Source organism: Planktotalea sp., from assembly GCF_965659345.1.
Classification (GTDB): Bacteria; Pseudomonadota; Alphaproteobacteria; order Rhodobacterales; family Rhodobacteraceae; genus Planktotalea.
Window position 1 is genome coordinate 1 of the sequence record NZ_CBFHVK010000004.1, and the last position, 19,474, is coordinate 19,474.

The following is a 19,474-nucleotide window of genomic DNA, read 5'->3' on the forward strand; positions in this document are numbered from 1 at the left end:
CAACTGCTCATGTCCGCGAGCTATCACGCTGGATTCACACAGTGAATCCTACAGTGCCCGATTTGTGCAACAAAGCCACACTCACTAAAACCGTTGCCCAAATTCCAAATTTCATTGGTAACGCAGCAACTAAATATCTGCGCGTCAGGCACCTCGGAAGATGCCTCCAAGTTTTGTTCCGTTTCTTCTTCTCCGAACCCAACAAAACGTCAGTACTCCTCACACCCGTTCCACTCACCAGCGAGACTATGTCCCGTAGCGCCTTCCCTTCCCCCCATGGGGAAGGCGCTATTTTGCTGAAAATCTGTTTGGCGCGTAATCATTGCTTAACCCGTTTCGGTATAAACAAACGCACCACCCAAACCACAGGGGTTACCAGAAAGAACCAACCAAGTATGTCCCGAACCCGCTTCACCGTTTCGACTCCAAATACCGCTTCTTCGCCACCTCGGTCCGCTCATAATCCCGCACCATCGCGTCAATCGCCACCTCGTCCGACTTATCCGCATAGCGGAACTCACTATCGGCGTAGCGGTTGATCTCTTGTATGACCATCTCCACCGTGATCGGCTGGCGTAGCTCGGAAATCATGCCTTTCTTCTCGTCATAGGATTTGAACAGGAACAGATCAGGCTCTTCCATCCATTCATCGGGCAATTCAAAGTCCATCGCGCGCACCTTTACGGCGTCGGTGATATTCTTGATCGCACGGCCTGTGAAACGCTCATCCGCCTCCTGAATACCTTTCAAATAGGTACCCAGTTTCGCAATCGTATCCAACTCGCCCACTTGCGATTGCACAGCATCAAAGACCTTAACCAAGCCTTCTTCATGCGGTTTACCGTGGCTCTCAAAACTAGCAGCGACCGCCTTCTGGATCGCTTGCGCTTCGAACAGGTTATGCTCGCCCAGCGGAATATCGTGGTTCTTCCCCATCAAAAGCGCGAGGATGTCGATATAGTCATCACGCGTTTGCGGCCCATCCACCAAGAAGCGCGCGCCGGCGCGTTGGCGCAGCGCATCATCGACGTTTTCAGGATAGTTAGAGAACATACCAAACGTACAATTCCCGCGCACGACGGTATTCGCCCCCGCAAAACTCTCCATCAGAACAGCGGTAATCTCAAGCTGTCCCGCTGACGACTGACGATCCCCGCGTTTGCCTGCAAGCTGGTCGATGTCATCAATCGTGCCAAAGCCGATCACGCTTGGATCAATCACATGGTTAATAAACGCCTTCGCGTTCTGGCCTGATTTACCTTGGTAACTGTCAATATTCTCTGTGCTGAGATTTTGGTAGCGGAACGGATATCCGGCAACCTGACAATAATCGTTAATCAAGCCCGCCATCATCTGGATCAAAATGGTTTTGCCCGTCCCCGGCGCGCCATCGCCCATGAAGGTAAAGATAAACCCACCGAGTTCTGCGAAAGGATTGAGCCTGCGCTCAAAGTCATAGGCCATCAGCATTTTGCTAAGCTTCATGGCCTGATATTTGGCGATATGGTTGCCGACGATCTCATTCGGCTTCTTGAACGTCATCGTCAGCTTCGACGCCTTGCCTTTGGTGGCAGGCGTAAACCCGTTGACGACGAAATCATCCGCCTCGACCTTCCACGTTGCCGATTTAAACGCCTCTAAACGCCCGACGCTGCCAGCGCGCGCGGCAACCTTTTCCATCAACGCTTCGGCATAGGCCGTCACCGTCGCCACAAGCTTGGGATCATCAGACGCATGATCGCCGATGTCCTGATCCAGCTCCCACAAAGCGCCATGCAACGCCAAAGATGCGTTATCGGTCAGCACTTCTTCGACGTCGCTCAAAACAACCGACACCTCGCTCGCATGGGACGCCAGCAAGAACGACGATGCAGATGCAAACACATAGAGCGAGATCAACGCCTCCGCCGTAAGCATTTCGGCAAACTCGGCTTCTTTTCCGCTGGAAACGCCGCCCTGCAAATTCGCGCGCTTTAAATCGGACAAACCAACCTGTTCCGCATAATTTTCCGCAACCGCCATGGAAATCGCCAAGGCCCGGCGCAAGGCATTCATTACGGACGCCTGCAAAGGCGAAACCAGACCGCCCTCGTCGCCCTCAATCTGAGCAAGCAATTGAACACCTTCTGCACGCGCTGTGGAGCGTGTCACAAGGCCCGGTGTTGTAGATCGAAACCGCCGACGCGTGCCAATGCCAGAAGATTTTTCAACCGACGCCTCGCGCCCTTTCGCCACCCGAGGCGTATGATCAAACCCCTGCAAAAGGGCCAGAGCCGCTGGATAGTGTTTTTCAATATCCGCTTCGCGAAGTTCCATCTGATCAGCTGTCACACTCATTTAAATACCTCTGAATATCTTCATTTTTCAAAATAAACTCATCCGCAATATCCCGCTGCACAGCCTATCGATAACTCAGCACACGCCCCTCGGAACTGACAACAAACTTTCGCACGGAGGAAAAGCCGGGCGGGTTCTTCTCTTCCAAAACCTGATAGGGACGCTGTGGCAAAATAATACTACGCTCCATCCGCGTCGCACCGGTGTCCGCGCCCCGCCCTGCAAAAGGATCGAGCGCAAAAACCTCGCGATCTACAGTGCCAAACCAGCCAGAGCGTTCCTTTTCCACCCGCTCACTTTCCAGCTCCTCACGCGTCCACGCGAGCGCCCAGTCCTCGCCCTCTGGCGCTTTAGCCTCGGCTAAAACCGCATGCAAAGGGCCAGACTGACGCGTGTAGCCATGGGAATACATCGGGCCCAAATGAAACCGTCGCAGACTTTTGGGATGCAAATCATCAAAAGCTTCGTCAAAGCCTTTCGCGATTGTCAGTAGCTTCAAACCCGCCAAAGCCTGCCCCATCAAATGCGTTTGCACTTCTGGCCAGCGGTATTGATCCTTGGGCAAAGCAGTGCGCCCGCTGTCCTCAAGCTCCAACAAGTATACAACGGGCAAGTTCACCTGACTGTCATAAACGGCCCAATGAATCAGAAAACTGCGCCGCCCACCGACAAGGTTTTCGATCCAGATGCATTCAGGATCATTCTGAGCCCAGAACAATTGACCACGCGAAAGCTCTTCGTAGTAAAGCCGCTGGGACAAAGCGAATTGCAGTTTCGTCGGCAATTCTTGATCGCCCACAATGCGACGGACCATCTGTTCTTTATACTGGTCCACTGACGGCATATTTGCGAGATGCTTTTCCGCCTGAGCAGCATCATTGGCCATCGTGAGCAATTCACGATGCACAGGAAATCCACTTTCGCGCGTATCCATCGAGAGCGAACCGAAAAATTGTCCAGTGTCACGTCCAACAAGCAAATATTTCATCGAAAGCGCGCGGAAGGTGAACGATAGTTTCGTCACATATCGAGTGATCACCTCAACGTCGTTTTTGCTGAGTCTGCCTTCCGCCTGCATGACCGCTGCGACACGAGTCAAATGCTGGGTAATCTTGCCAAACTTGCGAAAATAGCGCCGGGACGCAAAGGCATCACTAAGACCCGCGTGATCCTGAGCAACATCAACGTGATCGCTCACTTACCCACCATACGCATTGCTATCGTGCTTCTCTACGATCTGCGCAAACCGCCGTGCAAACCGCTCATCCGCTTTCGCTTTGGCTTCCAAAACATCGCGGGCGAAGACCATGTGATCCTCGTGGGCTTCCATCATGTCGGCCATGCGCTGGTTTGTTGCTGTACCAATCGCAGCCATGGCAGTTTGGGCTTCTTGATCTGTCTCAACACCAATTTCATTGATGCGGTGCGCCACATCTTGCTGCTGGGCGGTCTTGAGGGACTTGGTCAACGCATCATAAAGCACAACACGCTGCTTTGTGTCTGTTTGCAGCTTGTTGATCAAAACCATCTGCGTCGCTGCTTGGTTTTGAAGGGAATCGATCCAAGTCTTGCCCTTCTCGATATACCGCTCAAGGGTTTGGGACTTTGCAAGTTTCACCTGCTCGTCTTGCACCAGCTCGTTATATTTGGCGTTCATATCCGCCAGTTCTGTTTCCAGTTTGGTGCGTGCGGCGGCGTCTTGCTCTACAGCAATTTTGCCTTCCAACGCGATAATCTTGGGGTCCATCGCCATGATGTCCATTTTGACGCCTTCAAGTTCACCAACCGTGAATTCACGCTCATCGAGGGTTTCCGCTAAATTCGCCTCAACCTTTGTTTTCTGATCGTTCAAAACGCTCAACTGACCCTCAAGCAACTTGGTGATAACATCCGACTTGGAAATCAAGTCTTGCAATTTGTCGTCAATGGACGCCGTGCGCACACGCTCTTGGCGCATGGAATCTGACTTGGCGCTGGCGAAAATCCCGACAAAGCTTTCCCAGCCCGTCTTATTGCGCATCTCATCGAAGTCTTTCGAAAAGGCCGCTGTGACGTCATCAAGCCCCATGATCAGTTCTGCAATATTGGCGTTCATCACGTCGGTGTGCGCATGCACATCCTCAAGGTTCGCATTTTCAATATCGATCATCGCATCATCACCCGCCTTCATCTTTTGGCGCGCAACTTCAATACGGCTTGTGAGTTCGGAAATTTTGGACTGCGCTTCGGCAACTTGGCTTTGTGACTCGGCCACTTGGCTTGCAAAATCGGACATTTAAAACTCTCCCGTTTTTATTGGTCTTTTATTTAATATAGGTATGTTAAAGCAATTTACATCACTTGATACCGCAAGAATCCGTCTGAGTGTCGCAAAACTCATGGCGGTTGGGAAGACGGATCGCTAAGAATGCCCAGAATTTATACAAATGGGAGCGATTCATGAGCTGGTCCGCGGATAAAACCGAAGTCAAAAGTTGGAACGAATGGGACACTTTGCGACACGTCATCGTGGGTCGCGCAGATGATTGCCACATCCCACCGGAAGAGCCCGCACTGGACGCAAAAGTGCCCGAAGACAGCGATATGCGTGGCCAATGGGGCCGACGACCGCAAGAAACAATTGATCGTGCCAATGAACTTTTGGACAACTTTGCAGGAATGCTTGAAAAACGCGGCTTGCGCGTCGATCGACCGACCTCAATCGATCATTCTGTGCCAGCGACCACGCCTGATTTTCACACACAAAGCCAGTTCGGCTGCATGCCACCGCGCGATGTTTTACTGACAGTCGGTCGCGAAATGCTTGAGGCGACGATGTCCTATCGCTGCCGCTGGTTTGAATACCTGAACTATCGGCCACTGATGCAACAGTATTTCAACGAGGACCCGAAATTCCGTCACGAAAGCGCACCAAAACCACGTTTGACAGATGCGGATTACCATCCTGACTATCTCAGCGATAAAATCGGCGTGGAGAAGCGTCTGAAATGGGCAGAAGAAAAGTTCTTTGTCACGACAGAAGAAGAGCCTTTGTTTGATGCTGCGGATGTTTTGCGCTTTGGCAAAGACCTGGTCGTACAACACGGTTTCACGACCAACCTCAAAGGCATCGAATGGCTCAAGCGTCATTTCCCTGAGCACCGCGTTCACACCGTGAATTTCCCCGGCGATCCGTATCCGATCCACATTGATGCGACTTTCACGCCTTTGCGCCCTGGCTTGATCCTGAACAATCCGCAGCGCCGCTTACCGGACGATCAGCGCAAAATGTTTGAGGCCAACGATTGGGAGATCGTGGATAGCGCACAGCCCGCGCACAACACACCGCCCCCTCTGTGCTATTCTTCTACGTGGCTCAGCATGAATGTGTTGGTTTTGGACCCGAAAACAGTCTGTGTCGAGAAATCTGAGGTCTATCAGGCAGAACAGATGGACAAGCTGGGAATGGAAGTCGTCGAGGTTGAACTACGCGATGCCTACGCCTTTGGCGGTGGTTTGCACTGCTGCACAGCAGACGTTTATCGCGATGGCGACTGCGAAGACTACTTCCCGAATATGTGAAGCATGTAAGGTGCGTGATATCACGCACCTTACCACTCCAACTACCCAACCACGTTGAACTCAGGCCCGTAAGGGTACTTGGTGATATTCTCGTTCCCATCTTCTGTAATGATCAGAATATCATGTTCGCGATAGCCACCTGCCCCCGGCTGGCCCTCTGCGATTGTCAACATAGGCTCCATTGATATCACCATCCCCGGCTCAAGAACGGTGTCGATGTCTTCACGCAACTCCAAGCCAGCCTCTCGGCCATAGTAATGCGAAAGCACACCGAAGCTGTGGCCGTATCCGAACGTCCGGTATTGCAGCAGATCGCGTTCTGCAAAGAAGGCGTTGATCTCCTCGGTAACCGCAGCGCAACTTACACCCGATTTAAGCAGAGACATCCCGAGCTCATGCGCACCGATATTCGCCTCCCAAAGCTTTAAAGACGCATCATCTACCTCCCCGACAAACAAGGTGCGTTCTAAGGCGGTGTAGTATCCTGAAATCATCGGGAACGTGTTGAGCGAGAGAATATCACCACGCTCCAAAACCCGACTTGTTACCGGGTTATGCGCGCCGTCTGTGTTGATGCCGGATTGGAACCACACCCAAGTGTCACGATATTCAGCATCTGGGAAACGTTTGGCAATCTCTGCCTCCATTGCATCGCGCCCCGCCATCGCAACATCAATCTCGCGTGTACCAGCGCGAATTGCATCCTTGATCGCAAAGCCACCAACATCCGCAACAGCAGCGCCAGCACGAATAAGCATTAATTCTTCCGCCGATTTATGCATGCGTTGCACCATCGACGCCTCGTAAAGATCGACGCACTGCTTCGGCATGAGGAAACTGTCGAGTTTGGCTTTTTGCAGCAGGCTCAGATGATCGCTCTCATAGCCGATGGATTTGCCTTTGTCCGCAACAGCTTCAATTGCGCGCCAGTAATTGTCACGCTGCCAATCCGTGTAGGTGATGTTATCCCCGTAAGAGCGCCGCCATGGTTGCCCTGCATCGATCCCTGCTGAGATCGTGACGGACGTGCTTTGTGTTACAACCAGCGCATATGGGCGTCCAAACGCGCAGTAGGTAAAGCCTGAAAAGTAAGAAACATTGTGCATAGACGTAAACACAGCAGCATCTACGCCCATGTCAGACATCGTTTGGCGTAGCTTTTGCAGACGGCCTTCGTATTCTGCTTCGCTGAATTGTAGGGGGGCTTTTTCACCATTGTGAAAACGATAGAAATTTGGTCGTGCAGTCATCGTATGACCTCCATTTTGACGTATCAAAGAGAGGTCCCGGCGTTCAGGACGTATTATGTGAGTTCGTCTTTGGTTCAGACGGGGTGACGCCATCACCCAGAAACATCAGTATGTGAGGGCCGAAACGCAGGCTCGTCGATCCGCGCCAAAGACCATTCTAAATCCGACACTCGCCGCACCGCACTAGACAAAATCACACCGTCATGCTTTTCGTCTTTCGGACACCACTTTGGAGAATATCATGCTCGACACACCAACAAACCTCGTCTCTTTACTCGAAGACCCAACTTTGTTGGCGACCAGAGCGTACATTGGCGGTGAATGGGTCGACGCCGACAATGGTACTACGTTTGAGATTTTGAACCCCGCTCGCGGTGACGTCATCGCAGAGGTCGCCGATGTAAGCCGCGCACAGGTTGCGGGTGCCATTGCTCAAGCCGAAGTCGCGCAAAAGGAATGGGCGAAAAAGACCGGTAAGGAGCGCAGCAACATATTGCGCGCTTGGTATGATTTGATGATGGCCAACCAAAAAGATCTGGCAGTCATTCTGACAGCCGAGCAAGGCAAGCCACTGGCAGAAGCGATGGGTGAGATTGCGTATGGTGCGTCATTCATCGAATTCTTCGCAGAAGAGGCCAAACGCATCTACGGCGAAACGATCCCCGGCCACCAACCTGACAAGCGCATAACAGTAATCAAGCAACCTATCGGTGTCGCTGCATCGATCACACCGTGGAATTTCCCAAATGCCATGATCGCACGCAAAGTTGCGCCAGCCTTGGCCGCAGGCTGTGCAATGGTCGCACGCCCTGCAGAAGACACGCCATTATCCGCATTGGCGATGGGCGTTCTGGCGGAACGCGCGGGCGTCCCTGCGGGTGTTCTAAGTATTCTACCGTCAACCCTGTCGAGCGAGATCGGCAAAGAGTTCTGTGAAAACCCCATTGTGCGCAAACTGACCTTTACAGGGTCCACGCAAGTTGGCCGTATTTTAATGCGCCAAGCCGCTGATCAGGTGATGAAGTGCTCAATGGAGCTTGGTGGCAACGCACCCTTCATCGTGTTTGATGATGCCGATCTCGATGCCGCTGTTGACGGAGCGATCATGTGCAAATTCCGCAACGCCGGCCAAACCTGCGTTTGTGCAAATCGCATTTACGTTCAGGCAGGCGTCTATGATGAATTTGCCGAAAAGCTGGCAGCAAAAGTTGGTGCAATGAGCATCGGTGACGGACTTGCGGGGACTGTTGATTTTGGCCCTCTGATTAATCCTAAAGCAACCGAAAAAGTGAGCGCGCACATCGCGGATGCAAAGGCAAAAGGTGCTACAGTCATCTTGGGTGACGAAGCAGATATGCAAGGCAACTTTATCGCACCCACGATTGTAACCGGCGCCACAAAAGAGATGGCGTTTTCAACAGAAGAAACCTTTGGACCGCTCGCCGCATTATTCAAATTCGAGGACGAAGACGAAGTGATTGCGCTTGCCAATGATACGATTTTTGGTCTGGCCTCCTATTTCTACGCCAATGACCTTAGCCGCGTCTACAAAGTCGCTGAAGCTTTGGAGTACGGTATTGTTGGTGTGAACACGGGGATCATCTCTACCGAAGTAGCTCCGTTTGGCGGTGTGAAGCAGTCTGGGCTCGGTCGCGAGGGCTCTCATCACGGGATCGAGGATTACCTCGAAATGAAATACATCTGCATGTCGGTTTAATCGCTTTTTTGCAGAGCAAAGCCTCGGTGAAAAAGACATGAAAAGCGCCAACTTTCTAACTGCAATAGATGCGCTTGGTGGGGATGAGGTGCCGCGCGTGTGGTCTCTTATCATCACTGTGTTTGGCGATCTTGCGCAACAAAACGGGGAGGAGATCGCTGGGCCAGTTTTGGGCGAACTTCTTGCACCTGTTGGCGTGCGTCCCGAAGCAATGCGTGTGGCTTTGCATCGATTGCGCAATGAGGGTTGGATAGAGACCAGCAAACAAGGGCGCACAGCGCGCCATGCGCTTAGCATATTTGGACTTGAGCAGAGTGCCGCCGCCAGTGAACAGATCTATGGTGAGGCACTCGTCGCGGATCCGGAGTGGCATATCCTATGTTTTGCTTCGAATACGACAAGCTCGGAGCAGACCCGCGGCAAAACACTCGCCCAGCGCGGCTACGTGAAGGCAACGAACGGGATCTATATCAAGAACAGTGCTTGTGATGATCTCGTAGACGACGCTCTTATTTTGCAAGGTGACGTGAAAAATATCCCACCTTGGCTAAGTGGCTCCCTTGCTCCCAACCCGCTTCGCGCGGGGTTTAAGCAACTCAGTAAAACGCTCAGTGATTTGAGCATCGACCCAATCTTCGCGCGCGAATTAACAGCTTTGCAAACAGCGACATTGCGTACTTTGATCGTGCATCGCTGGCGCAAGTTGGTGTTGAAATTGCCGCTTGTTCCAGACGCCCTTTTTGGCGGGGGCTTTGAAGGCACACAGTGCAGAAATCAGGTCTTAAGCATCCTAACCCTCTTAGAGCGCCCTAATATTTCAGACCTGACCTGAGCCACGCTCTGTTTCAAGCAAAGACGCAAGGCCCACGCGGTAATCAGGAAAGAGAAGGTTCACCCCTAACTCGGATTTGATGCGGTCATTTCGCACGCGCTTGCTCTCTGCATAAAAACTGCGCGCCATAGGTGTCATCTCGGCGGTCTCGAAATCGACTTCCGGTGGCAAAGGCATATCAAGCAGCTCTGCGGCATGGGCAATTACGTCTTGGGGCGGAGCCGGGTCATCATCGCACATGTTATAAATTGCACCCGGATTGGGGCGCGCAATGGACGCGGCAAGAATTTGGGCGATGTCATCAACGTGAATTCGACTAAAAACTTGACCCTTTTTGATGATACGCCGCGCGGTCCCTTCCCTTACTTTGGAAAACGGGCCACGTCCGGGTCCGTAGATACCTGCAAGGCGAAAAATATGCAGCGGCAAAGACGAAATAGAGCGCCAATCCGCTTCCGCTGCGACACGCATCTGGCCGCGTTTTGTTGAAGGCTTTAATGGGCTGTTCTCGTCAACCCAACCCCCATTCGCGTCGCCATAAACACCGGTTGTCGACAAGTATCCAACCCACTCAAGTTTGGGCGCATGTTTCGCAATATCATCTTTCAAAGCACTAAGGACAGGATCGCCATCAGCACTCGGAGCGGCGGAGATCAATAGATGCGTGGCGCGCTCTAGTTCACCCGATAGATCAGCGCCGGGCCAGGTCAGCGGGCGAACGCCTGTTGCTGCAAGTGCTTCGGCTTTCTCCGCAGATCTTGTCGTGCCAGCGATGCTGAAGCCTTGCGCCAACAAAAGCGGCGTCAAAGCGCGTGCAGAAAACCCGTGGCCAAAGGAAAGGAGGTGTTTTGTCATGTCCTGTTTGTGCGGCAGCTACGCTGGGGTTGCAAGAGCGCGCCGCGTTCGTTTGAATGCCTCCTATGACAGAGGATCCAGATTTATCGAAAGCTTATAGTCTGCAAGGCCCAGAAGCGTCCCAAAAGCTCTATGCTGCATGGGCAGACACATACGACACCGATTTCGCCGCGGGCATGCACTACCTTGCACCACAGGCGGTTGCTGACTGTTATGCGAAAGTCTCAGGCGCATCGCCTGTTCTTGACTTGGGCGCAGGCACTGGTTTGCTGGGACAAGCCCTCATGCAACATGGCATCACACACGTGGACGGCACTGACATTTCACCAGAAATGTTGGAACAAGCCAAAAAGAAGGGTGTGTACAATCGCGTGTTCGAAGGGGATCTGACAGGCCAGCTTGATGTCGCGACGGGCACCTATGATGGGATTGTCAGTTCTGGCACATTTACACACGGCCACGTCGGACCAGAGGCAATAGCCGAGGTCCTACGTTGCATGTCACACGGCGCATGGGCGGTTCTGAGTGTGAACGCTGCACATTGGGATGCACATGGGTTTGAGGATACGTTAAACCGCCTGACCCCTGAAATAGCAACCTGGCGCAAGCAGGCCTTCGCGCTTTACGGTGCAGGGTCGACAGGGCCCCACGCAAAAGACAAAGGCTGGCTTTTACAAATTTGCAAAGCTTAGGAATGAGGCGCAGTTAGGTGGCGTAATTGCTTCCCTCATCGTCCAGAATTCCCTTCAGTTCAGCCAAGTGTCGCGCGTCTTGTTCGGGATACTGCTCTAGCTCCCGCGCGGTCTTTTCTGCGATATCATCTGGCAAAACACGCAATGGCTGGCCCGTTTGCAGCGCTCGGATATAAGTCTCGCAGGAGCGTTCAAAGTAGAACAATCGGTTGAATGTATCAGCGACAGTATCGCCAATAATCATCACGCCGTGATTGCCCATGACCATGACTTTTTTCTTGGGATCATCAAAAAGTTTCGCACAACGCTCCCCCTCTTCTTCAAACGCAAGCCCACCGTAATTTTCATCAATCACAACACGGTTGTAAAACGTGGCGGAGTTCTGATCGATCGCAGGCAAACGACTATCCGCAAGCGAAGCCAATACTGTCGCAAAAATTGAGTGCACATGCATCGCACACCGCGCATGCGGACAGTGACGATGCATACCGCCGTGCAATCCCCACGCCGTCGGATCCGGTGCATCAGGACCTTTCAAAGTTTCAGGATCATTCGCATCCACGATAATGAGATCGGATGCTTTGATCCGACTAAAATGCACTTGGTTCGGATTCATCAAGAACCGCGTGCCTTCATCGTTAATGGATAATGAAAAATGATTTGCGACGGCTTCATGCATGTTCAAACGTGCAGTCCAGCGAAAGGCCGCGGCGAGATCAACGCGTTCTCGCCAGTGATCCATGTTCGGGCGTGCATTTGCGTTCATTTTAGATCTCTTTCTTCTTGAGTAAGTACACGCGACGGTACCCATGCATATCCGTTTTCGCACAGGATAAAGGCTTCACGTAATCCATGCGGCTTGTTTTTCGGCTCTTGCAAAACATGCCCGCCCAGCGCTTCGGCTTTGCCTGCGGCAACGTCGGGATCTGTCGCAAACAGATGAAACTGCGCCCCGCCACCACGTGGACCGGATTCGGGCATCAAGGATGGCAAAGGATGCGAGTGATACGTGCTATCACCGTGGAGTTGAAACACTTGGCCCTCGTAGGTCATAATCGCAAAATCGGCAGACACACGATGTGCTTTGATACCAAAAACTTCGCTTAAGAAGTGCGCTTGCGCGATCACATCACGCACCAAAATGTTCAAACCCAATCCCTTCAGGGACGCGCCAAACTCGGCAGCACCAACTGTCTCATAGTCCATCTTCACAAGCTCCTTTGGACATTCAATCAGATGCTTGAACATCCCTCTGGCTCATGTCAACTTTGCACATGAACTCAACGAATTTAAAAACATGGGCGCAAAGCGCGCCTCGTCTGGTCGCCGTTGCCGCAGGACGCGCAGCAGCAGACCTTGTTATTCAAGGCGGAATTTGGGTGAACGTGCATACCCGCGAATGCCTTGAAAACCACGACCTCGCGATTGCAGATGGACGTTTTGCGTATTGCGGACCAGATGCGTCTCATTGCATTGGGCCAGATACAAAAGTGATCCAAGCAGAGGGTCGCTATATGATACCCGGTCTTTGCGACGGGCACATGCACATCGAGAGCGGTATGCTTACCCCTGCAGAGTTCGCGCGTGCAGTGATACCGCATGGCACAACTTCTATGTTCACGGATCCGCATGAAATCGCCAATGTGCTTGGTCTTGCAGGTGTGCGCATGATGCATGATGAAGCATTGATGCAACCCATCAACATCTTCACACAAATGCCGTCTTGCGCGCCCTCTGCGCCGGGATTGGAAACAACTGGTTTTGAAATCTCAGCCGACGACGTCGCTGAAGCGATGCAATGGCCCGGCATCATTGGCCTTGGTGAGATGATGAATTTCCCCGGCGTTGTGAACGGTGATGCGCAAATGCTCGCCGAAATTGCTGCAACGCAGGACGCAGGTAAAACTGTCGGTGGGCATTATGCATCGCCTGATCTCGGCAATGCCTTTCATGCCTATGCGGCAGGTGGTCCAGCAGATGATCATGAAGGGACATGTGAAGCAGATGCCATCGCACGTGTGCGACAAGGGATGCGACACATGATGCGATTGGGGTCTGCTTGGTATGATGTGGAAAGCCAGATTACCGCGGTGACGGAAAAAGGGTTGGACCCGCGCAGCTTTATACTTTGCACCGACGACAGCCATTCCGGCACCATCGTAAATGAAGGTCACATGAACCGCGTTGTGCGCCATGCTATCGCGTGCGGCTGTGATCCTGTGATTGCTCTGCAAATGGCAACGATCAACACGGCGACACATTTCGGGTTAGAGCGCGAGTTAGGTTCTATTGCTCCGGGTCGTCGCGCCGATGTTATTCTGAGTTCTGATCTGACAACACTCCCGATTGAACATGTCATTGCGCGCGGTGAAACTATTGCACGAAACGGAATCTGCGAAGCAGAGTGTCCACACTTTGAGTGGCCAGATCATGCGCGCAACACGGTGCATATGGGTTCTGCGAAAACCGCTAAAGCGTTTGAAATTCAAGCGCCAGAGGGTGCGAATACGGTGCGCGCCAACGTTATTGGCGTCGTGGAAAACCAAGCGCCTACAAAAGCACTGCAAGCCGATTTGGCTGTGACGGATGGTTTGGTCGAAACGTCCGGCGATATTTGTCAGATTGCATTGGTTGAGCGGCACCGCGCGACAGAAGGCGTGGTGAACGGTTTTGTTTCCGGCTTTGGATATGACGGCAGAGTGGCAATGGCGTCGACCGTTGCGCACGACAGTCATCATATGATCGTCGTTGGGACAGATCGCGACATGATGGCTGCGGCCGCGAACAGATTGTCAGAGGTTGGCGGTGGTATCACGGTTTGGAAAGACGGTGCTGAATTAGCGCTTGTGGAACTGCCGATCGCTGGCCTTATGTCTGACGAACCCGCAAAAGACGTAGCGCGCAAGGCCGATCAAATGGTGCAAGCCATGCGCGATTGCGGATGCACACTTAACAATGCCTATATGCAGCATTCTTTACTCGCGCTCGTTGTGATCCCCGAAATCAGGATTTCTGATCTTGGGCTTGTTGATGTTACCAAATTTGAATTGACCCCGCTCTTTGAAAGCTAGGGGCATATTGAGGATATTATGACCGATAAATCTGTCGTCACACCAGACACCCTTCATCCAGAAGCGTTCCGCGATCCAAAAGCAGCGGTTGATCAGCTTGTTAAGCTCTACGATCAAGCAACGACGTTCCTGTGCGAAAAATTTACCGAAGCGATGCAAAAGGGCCATCCAGGCCATCGCTACCGCGCGTTTTACCCAGAAATTCGGATCACCACGACAAGCTTTGCGCAAGTCGATAGCCGTTTAAGTTTTGGTCACGTTTCATCACCAGGGATGCACGCCGCCACAATCACGCGACCTGATTTGTTTCGCAAATATCTGGAACAGCAGATTGGCTTACTGATTGAAAATCACGACGTCGCGGTCGGCATCTCAGTTTCTGACACACCGATCCCTGTACATTTCGCTGTCGCCAACGACGCGCGCATCTCTGTTCCGCAAGATGGCGCTGCTGAATTTACACTACGAGACGTGTTTGACGTGCCAGACCTAAGCACCACAAACGACGACATCGTAAATGGCACGTTCGACTTGCCCGAGGATGGCACAGAACCGCTTGCGCCCTTCACAGCGCAGCGCGTTGATTACTCGCTTGCGCGCCTTGCGCACTACACTGCGACCGAACCTGAGCACTTCCAAAATCATGTGCTGTTCACAAACTACCAGTTTTATGTTTCCGAATTTGAAGCCTATGCGCGTACGCAACTGGCAGATCCAGAAAGCAGATATACAAGTTTTGTCAGCACCGGAAACGTCGAAATCACGTCACCAGATGATGTGATCGATCCGGTGATGAAGATGCCGCAAATGCCGACATATCACCTGAAGAAAGCCGATGGCAGTGGAATTACTTTGGTCAATATCGGTGTTGGGCCTTCAAACGCAAAAACTGCAACAGACCACGTCGCTGTTTTACGTCCACATGCATGGTTGATGGTTGGGCACTGCGCGGGCCTCCGCAATTCGCAAAGCTTAGGGGATTTTGTGCTCGCACATGCGTATTTGCGCGAAGACCGCGTCCTTGATGATGACCTTCCCGTCTGGGTGCCAATTCCTGCGCTTGCAGAAATTCAAATTGCTTTAGAGAAAGCTGTGGCTGAAGTGACAGAGCTTGAAGGGTACGATCTAAAACGCATCATGCGCACAGGAACCGTCGCATCCGTTGACAATCGCAACTGGGAGTTGCGCGATCAAGATGGGCCAGTCCAGCGCCTTTCACAATCCCGCGCTGTTGCGCTTGATATGGAAAGCGCCACGATTGCTGCAAACGGCTTCCGGTTTCGCGTCCCCTACGGCACGCTTCTTTGCGTCTCAGACAAGCCCTTGCACGGCGAACTGAAGCTCCCCGGGATGGCGTCAGATTTCTACACAACACAGGTCGCGCGGCATTTGATGATTGGGATTCGCGCTATGGAAACACTTAGCAAAATGCCGCTTGAACGCATTCACAGTCGAAAATTGCGCTCATTTCACGAGACCGCCTTCCTTTGACCCTGCGGAAAATGGCCAAAACACCTGTTTTTCGCATTTTTTTGCGCCTCTATGCGTTGTGCTATCTCTCAAGATAACGTTACATGCATCGGTAGAGCCCCAAAATACGGGCAGTAAAGGGAGACCATGAACATGGCAAAACCAATGACAAAAACTCAACTGGTCGCTGCACTGGCTGACGAAATGGGCGGCGATAAGAAAGCTGCAGGCGCGGCACTTGATGCTGTATGTGCGTTGATCACGCGTGAAGTATCCGGCGGCGGCGCTGTGACACTTCCAGGCGTTGGCAAAATCTATTGCCGTGAGCGTCCAGAGCGTATGGTTCGCAACCCAGCAACGGGTGAGCAGATCAAGAAAGACGCGGACAAGGTTGTTAAGATGACAATCGCGAAAGCACTTAAAGACAGCGTCAACGGCTGATCTTGCTTTCAGAGAAAAATTTCAGGAAGGGTCGCTCAGGTTGAGCGGCCCTTTCTACGTTTAGGAGCAATCGAATGGATCTGCGCGCACTCTTCATGGGCCTTGCCTTTGCCTTCATGTGGTCAAGTGCGTTCACCTCGGCGCGCATTATTGTCCAAGATGCGCCGCCCCTCGCTTCCTTGAGCCTGCGTTTCATGGCGTCTGGCCTCATCGGAATTGCCATCGCCAAAGCACTCGGACAGCATTGGAAGCTCACCCCCGGACAATGGCGCGCGGTGTTCGTTTTTGGCTTGTGCCAAAACGCACTGTATCTCGGTTTGAACTTTGTGGCGATGCAAACCATTGAAGCTTCGCTCGCCTCGATCATCGCTTCAACGATGCCGCTGATGGTGGCAGGCGCAGGCTGGCTATTCTTAAACGACAAACTTCCAACACAAGGGATCATCGGCCTTGTGCTGGGTATTGTTGGTGTTGTTTTGATCATGGGCGCACGGTTTGACGGCACCGCAGATGCGTTTGGCATGGCAATCTGTGTAATCGGTGCACTTGGCTTGACCGTAGCGACCTTGGCGATGCGCGGTGCGTCCTCGGGCGGCAATCTGTTGATGATTGTTGGCTTGCAAATGATTGTTGGCTCTTTGATCTTAGGGATCGTCTCCGCTTTCACCGAAACGCTGTTTCTAAACCCGTCCCTAAAACTCGCCGCTGCCTTTGCCTACACGACACTCATCCCTGGCCTTGTTGCCACTTTCATATGGTTCAGCTTGGTCGAGCGGATTGGCGCAGTACGTGCATCAACATTCCACTTTCTGAACCCGTTTTTTGGCGTGTCGATTGCAGCCTTACTTCTTGGCGAAAAACTAGGGATTATGGATGTTGTTGGCGTCGTGATCATTACCGTCGGAATTTTGCTGGTGCAGCTTTCGAAACAAAAACCCACGGATAGTTGAACGCGCGCGAACACCTTGTTGCGTGACAGGCCAGTGGGTTTCACCTTAGGTCGTTCGTATGGAATTACTCTTTGCATACGGCGCAGGGCTGCTTACGCTTATCAACCCTTGCGTCTTGCCGGTGTTACCAATCGTGCTGGCCACTGCTCTGCAAGCCAGCCGTTGGGGGCCCGTTGCGCTAGCTGCTGGAATGAGCTTGTCGTTCGTCCTTCTTGGCGTCGCTGTCTCTGCCTTTGGACGTGCCGTTGGGCTTAACGCGGATGATATCGCACAAGCAGGCGCGGTTCTGATGATCCTTTTCGGGATTGTGCTGTTGGTCCCGCAAGCCTCTGCCGTATTCTCAACCGCAACTGCTGGTTTTGCCGCCAAAGCAGATAGCGGCCTTGACGATGTGGATCGCCGCTCACTCACGGGGCAATTCGTCGGTGGCATGCTGCTTGGCGCGGTATGGAGCCCCTGTGTTGGTCCGACACTTGGCGGTGCAATTTCCCTGGCGAGCCAAGGAGAGAGTTTGCTGCGCGCGACGTCCATCATGATCTTCTTTGCACTCGGCATCTCAACAATCATTCTCGTACTCGGCTATGGAGCCCGATCAGCTCTGCAAAAACGCCAAGCGGCGATGCGTCGCTTGGCAGTTGCTGCGCGTCCCTTACTGGGTGCCGTCTTCATCGCTGTGGGCTTTATGCTTTTCTTCAAATGGCACTATGTCATCGAAAGCTGGCTGCTCGATATCATGCCGATCTGGCTACAAGATCTATCCGTTGTTTTATAATTTGAACCAATCAAGGAGTTGAAAATGAACCGTAGAACTTTGATCCTCTCTGGCGCAGCAACGCTGGTACTGCCTGCTTTGCCAGCATTTGCGGCACCGCTGGACTATACGCCGGGCCTCATGAAAGAACGCCTCGCAGCCGGTGAAACCGTATTTCTGGATTTCAAAGCTCCTTGGTGTGGAACTTGCCGCGCGCAAGAGCGTGTCCTGAACAAGCTCAAGTCCGAAGATGGCGCATATGAGCAGAACATTACGTTCATCAATGTTGATTGGGACACATACGGTAAATCACAAATGGCAGATCGTTTGAAGATTCCACGCCGCTCGACATTGGTTGCCCTCAAAGGCAAGCAAGAGATAGGCCGCATCGTTGCGGATACGTCCGAGCGCAACATCAAGAAGTTGATGGATGCAGCCCTTAGCGCGGCAACAAACGCCTAAGCTGCCAGACTGGCCGCTGGCCTGATGTATCCTGTGAGCGTCCCGCGCCAATTGGTGATTGGGGCGTTCATGCGTTTCAGCGTTGCGGGATGGTTCGCATCAAGCACACCCGCACGTACCAAGAGCGCTGCAATCGCACATTCCGCACCGCGCGTTGTTCCGTCTGCCACCTTGAGAGCTATGCCAAGCTGTTGCTCTGGCAAGATCGCTACATAGAATGCTTCGGCGCCTGTCTTGATTGCGGTTCTTCCACCCATCGCACGCATGAGTTCGGTGCAAGCACGTGTTTCACCGGCAACCAATTCAGGATGCAGCGCCATCGCCTCGGTCAATCGCGCAGCAGCAGTGCTGAAGGTATCAGAACGCGTATGCGCAGATGAAAAGAAACCCATTGCACGCGCAATGCCATGCAAGGAACTTGCATGGTTGGGGGCAGAACAGCCATCAATGCCAAAACCCGGTGATGTAAGCTGAGTTGCCTGCTCAAAAGCGTCAAGACATGCTTTTTGCACAGCATGTGTAGGGTCAATATATTCCGGTCCCGCCCCCAGATGCTTGCTGAGCGTTAGAAAGCCAGCGTGTTTGCCAGAACAGTTGTTGTGAATCTGGCAAGGGCTTTTGTCTGTTTTGATCAAATCAGTTTTTGCAGGTAAATCGTCCGGCATTTGCGAACCGCAGCGCATATCGCTTTCCCCAAGTCCTAGATCATCGAGCCATGCGGAAACACGGTCAGTGTGGATCGCAGCTCCTTGATGAGATGCGCAGGCCAGCGCGAGATGCTCAGTGCTCAAACCTGCGGCGTCCGCAGCGCCCGAAGTGATCAACGGGATGCCCTGCAACATCTTGGAAGACGACCTAGGCAGTACAATTTCTTCAGGATTGCCCCAAGCGTCCACAATCTCGCCTGCGCCATCACAAATGATGGCATGCCCGAGATGAACGCTTTCCAAAAATTCGCCGCGCCAAATCTCAGCTAAAGGAACAGGTGCAATCATGGTAATCTCCAGAATTTGAACGGCGAAAAAATGCCAAGCAGGCATTCACCTGTGGTGGATTTCAGGCTAATGTGTTTTTGTCGAGAAGAA

18 protein-coding genes are annotated in these 19,474 nt (G+C 52.6%); 10 read left to right on the plus strand and 8 right to left on the minus strand.

Features of this window, described 5'->3' with window-relative positions:
- Nucleotides 1-411: 411 nt before the first annotated feature.
- The 3 genes from ACTG3Z_RS03640 to ACTG3Z_RS03650 form a co-directional block, all read right to left on the minus strand.
- Nucleotides 412-2,337: an ATP-binding protein gene (locus ACTG3Z_RS03640; RefSeq protein WP_439141291.1), complete on the minus strand. Its 1,926-nt coding sequence runs from the start codon at nucleotides 2,335-2,337 to the stop codon at nucleotides 412-414.
- A gap of 64 nt (nucleotides 2,338-2,401) precedes the next feature.
- Entirely contained in the window at nucleotides 2,402-3,535 is a 1,134-nt protein-coding gene (locus ACTG3Z_RS03645) for a hypothetical protein (protein ID WP_439141292.1), read from the minus strand.
- Nucleotides 3,536-4,612: a hypothetical protein gene (locus ACTG3Z_RS03650; protein WP_439141293.1), complete on the minus strand. Its 1,077-nt coding sequence runs from the start codon at nucleotides 4,610-4,612 to the stop codon at nucleotides 3,536-3,538.
- A 164-nt stretch (nucleotides 4,613-4,776) separates the two neighbouring features.
- Between ACTG3Z_RS03650 and ACTG3Z_RS03655 the strand changes: the two genes are divergently transcribed.
- Nucleotides 4,777-5,898 carry a serine/threonine protein kinase gene (locus ACTG3Z_RS03655; RefSeq protein ID WP_439141294.1) on the plus strand — a complete coding sequence of 374 codons (1,122 nt, stop codon included), beginning with the start codon at nucleotides 4,777-4,779 and terminating at the stop codon, nucleotides 5,896-5,898.
- A gap of 41 nt (nucleotides 5,899-5,939) precedes the next feature.
- On the opposite strand, the gene ACTG3Z_RS03660 is transcribed toward ACTG3Z_RS03655, so the two are convergent.
- Nucleotides 5,940-7,148 carry an aminopeptidase P family protein gene (locus ACTG3Z_RS03660; RefSeq protein ID WP_439141295.1) on the minus strand — a complete coding sequence of 403 codons (1,209 nt, stop codon included), beginning with the start codon at nucleotides 7,146-7,148 and terminating at the stop codon, nucleotides 5,940-5,942.
- Nucleotides 7,149-7,389: 241 nt separating this feature from the next.
- Here ACTG3Z_RS03660 and ACTG3Z_RS03665 point away from each other — a divergent pair, with 241 nt between their 5' ends.
- A complete protein-coding gene (locus ACTG3Z_RS03665) occupies nucleotides 7,390-8,865 on the plus strand; it encodes an NAD-dependent succinate-semialdehyde dehydrogenase (protein ID WP_439141296.1) in 1,476 nt (491 codons plus the stop codon).
- Between the two features lie 37 nt (nucleotides 8,866-8,902).
- The gene (locus ACTG3Z_RS03670; RefSeq protein WP_439141297.1) at nucleotides 8,903-9,697 is read left to right on the plus strand and encodes a PaaX family transcriptional regulator C-terminal domain-containing protein; all 795 of its coding nucleotides are present in this window, start codon (nucleotides 8,903-8,905) and stop codon (nucleotides 9,695-9,697) included.
- On the opposite strand, the gene ACTG3Z_RS03675 is transcribed toward ACTG3Z_RS03670, so the two are convergent.
- Nucleotides 9,683-10,552, minus strand: coding sequence for an SDR family oxidoreductase (locus ACTG3Z_RS03675; RefSeq protein ID WP_439141299.1), 870 nt, complete (start codon nucleotides 10,550-10,552; stop codon nucleotides 9,683-9,685). The two genes, ACTG3Z_RS03670 and ACTG3Z_RS03675, sit on opposite strands and share 15 nt — an antisense overlap.
- Nucleotides 10,553-10,617: 65 nt before the next feature.
- Between ACTG3Z_RS03675 and ACTG3Z_RS03680 the strand changes: the two genes are divergently transcribed.
- Complete coding sequence (locus ACTG3Z_RS03680; RefSeq protein ID WP_439141301.1) at nucleotides 10,618-11,244, plus strand: class I SAM-dependent DNA methyltransferase; 627 nt, start codon at nucleotides 10,618-10,620, stop codon at nucleotides 11,242-11,244.
- A gap of 13 nt (nucleotides 11,245-11,257) precedes the next feature.
- Here the strand turns inward: ACTG3Z_RS03680 and ACTG3Z_RS03685 are convergent, their stop codons facing one another.
- Together ACTG3Z_RS03685 and ACTG3Z_RS03690 are read right to left on the minus strand one after the other, a co-directional pair.
- A complete protein-coding gene (locus tag ACTG3Z_RS03685) occupies nucleotides 11,258-12,010 on the minus strand; it encodes a class II aldolase and adducin N-terminal domain-containing protein (protein WP_439141303.1) in 753 nt (250 codons plus the stop codon).
- A complete protein-coding gene (locus ACTG3Z_RS03690) occupies nucleotides 12,007-12,450 on the minus strand; it encodes a VOC family protein (RefSeq protein ID WP_439141305.1) in 444 nt (147 codons plus the stop codon). Before ACTG3Z_RS03690 ends, ACTG3Z_RS03685 begins: the two co-directional genes overlap by 4 nt.
- Nucleotides 12,451-12,518: 68 nt before the next feature.
- Here ACTG3Z_RS03690 and ade point away from each other — a divergent pair, with 68 nt between their 5' ends.
- The 6 genes from ade to ACTG3Z_RS03720 all read left to right on the plus strand — a co-directional run bounded on the left by ade (nucleotide 12,519) and on the right by ACTG3Z_RS03720 (nucleotide 18,389).
- A complete protein-coding gene (gene ade, locus ACTG3Z_RS03695; RefSeq protein WP_439141306.1) occupies nucleotides 12,519-14,315 on the plus strand; it encodes an adenine deaminase in 1,797 nt (598 codons plus the stop codon).
- 18 nt (nucleotides 14,316-14,333) lie between these two features.
- Nucleotides 14,334-15,806 (plus strand): AMP nucleosidase, encoded by a 1,473-nt coding sequence (locus ACTG3Z_RS03700; RefSeq protein ID WP_439141307.1) that lies wholly within the window; start codon nucleotides 14,334-14,336, stop codon nucleotides 15,804-15,806.
- Between the two features lie 132 nt (nucleotides 15,807-15,938).
- A complete protein-coding gene (locus ACTG3Z_RS03705) occupies nucleotides 15,939-16,226 on the plus strand; it encodes an HU family DNA-binding protein (RefSeq protein WP_439141308.1) in 288 nt (95 codons plus the stop codon).
- A 74-nt stretch (nucleotides 16,227-16,300) separates the two neighbouring features.
- Nucleotides 16,301-17,176, plus strand: coding sequence for a DMT family transporter (locus ACTG3Z_RS03710; RefSeq protein WP_439141309.1), 876 nt, complete (start codon nucleotides 16,301-16,303; stop codon nucleotides 17,174-17,176).
- A 58-nt stretch (nucleotides 17,177-17,234) separates the two neighbouring features.
- Nucleotides 17,235-17,948, plus strand: a complete 714-nt coding sequence (locus ACTG3Z_RS03715) for a cytochrome c biogenesis CcdA family protein (RefSeq protein ID WP_439141311.1) — start codon at nucleotides 17,235-17,237, stop codon at nucleotides 17,946-17,948.
- A 24-nt stretch (nucleotides 17,949-17,972) separates the two neighbouring features.
- The gene (locus ACTG3Z_RS03720) at nucleotides 17,973-18,389 is read left to right on the plus strand and encodes a thioredoxin family protein (protein ID WP_439141312.1); all 417 of its coding nucleotides are present in this window, start codon (nucleotides 17,973-17,975) and stop codon (nucleotides 18,387-18,389) included.
- Here ACTG3Z_RS03720 and ACTG3Z_RS03725 read toward each other — a convergent pair.
- Nucleotides 18,386-19,384 (minus strand): asparaginase, encoded by a 999-nt coding sequence (locus ACTG3Z_RS03725; RefSeq protein WP_439141313.1) that lies wholly within the window; start codon nucleotides 19,382-19,384, stop codon nucleotides 18,386-18,388. The two genes, ACTG3Z_RS03720 and ACTG3Z_RS03725, sit on opposite strands and share 4 nt — an antisense overlap.
- Nucleotides 19,385-19,474 lie beyond the last annotated feature (90 nt).

Bases quoted from the DNA above. Each gene is read 5' to 3' on its own strand.
- ACTG3Z_RS03640 (WP_439141291.1), bottom strand. From the start codon at position 2,337: ATGAGTGTGACAGCTGATCAGATGGAACTTCGCGAAGCGGATATTGAA.
- ACTG3Z_RS03650 (WP_439141293.1), bottom strand. From the start codon at position 4,612: ATGTCCGATTTTGCAAGCCAAGTGGCCGAGTCACAAAGCCAAGTTGCC.
- ACTG3Z_RS03655 (WP_439141294.1), top strand. From the start codon at position 4,777: ATGAGCTGGTCCGCGGATAAAACCGAAGTCAAAAGTTGGAACGAATGG.
- ACTG3Z_RS03660 (WP_439141295.1), bottom strand. From the start codon at position 7,148: ATGACTGCACGACCAAATTTCTATCGTTTTCACAATGGTGAAAAAGCC.
- ACTG3Z_RS03665 (WP_439141296.1), top strand. From the start codon at position 7,390: ATGCTCGACACACCAACAAACCTCGTCTCTTTACTCGAAGACCCAACT.
- ACTG3Z_RS03670 (WP_439141297.1), top strand. From the start codon at position 8,903: ATGAAAAGCGCCAACTTTCTAACTGCAATAGATGCGCTTGGTGGGGAT.
- ACTG3Z_RS03675 (WP_439141299.1), bottom strand. From the start codon at position 10,552: ATGACAAAACACCTCCTTTCCTTTGGCCACGGGTTTTCTGCACGCGCT.
- ACTG3Z_RS03680 (WP_439141301.1), top strand. From the start codon at position 10,618: ATGACAGAGGATCCAGATTTATCGAAAGCTTATAGTCTGCAAGGCCCA.
- ACTG3Z_RS03685 (WP_439141303.1), bottom strand. From the start codon at position 12,010: ATGAACGCAAATGCACGCCCGAACATGGATCACTGGCGAGAACGCGTT.
- ACTG3Z_RS03690 (WP_439141305.1), bottom strand. From the start codon at position 12,450: ATGGACTATGAGACAGTTGGTGCTGCCGAGTTTGGCGCGTCCCTGAAG.
- ade (WP_439141306.1), top strand. From the start codon at position 12,519: ATGAACTCAACGAATTTAAAAACATGGGCGCAAAGCGCGCCTCGTCTG.
- ACTG3Z_RS03700 (WP_439141307.1), top strand. From the start codon at position 14,334: ATGACCGATAAATCTGTCGTCACACCAGACACCCTTCATCCAGAAGCG.
- ACTG3Z_RS03705 (WP_439141308.1), top strand. From the start codon at position 15,939: ATGGCAAAACCAATGACAAAAACTCAACTGGTCGCTGCACTGGCTGAC.
- ACTG3Z_RS03710 (WP_439141309.1), top strand. From the start codon at position 16,301: ATGGATCTGCGCGCACTCTTCATGGGCCTTGCCTTTGCCTTCATGTGG.
- ACTG3Z_RS03715 (WP_439141311.1), top strand. From the start codon at position 17,235: ATGGAATTACTCTTTGCATACGGCGCAGGGCTGCTTACGCTTATCAAC.
- ACTG3Z_RS03720 (WP_439141312.1), top strand. From the start codon at position 17,973: ATGAACCGTAGAACTTTGATCCTCTCTGGCGCAGCAACGCTGGTACTG.
- ACTG3Z_RS03725 (WP_439141313.1), bottom strand. From the start codon at position 19,384: ATGATTGCACCTGTTCCTTTAGCTGAGATTTGGCGCGGCGAATTTTTG.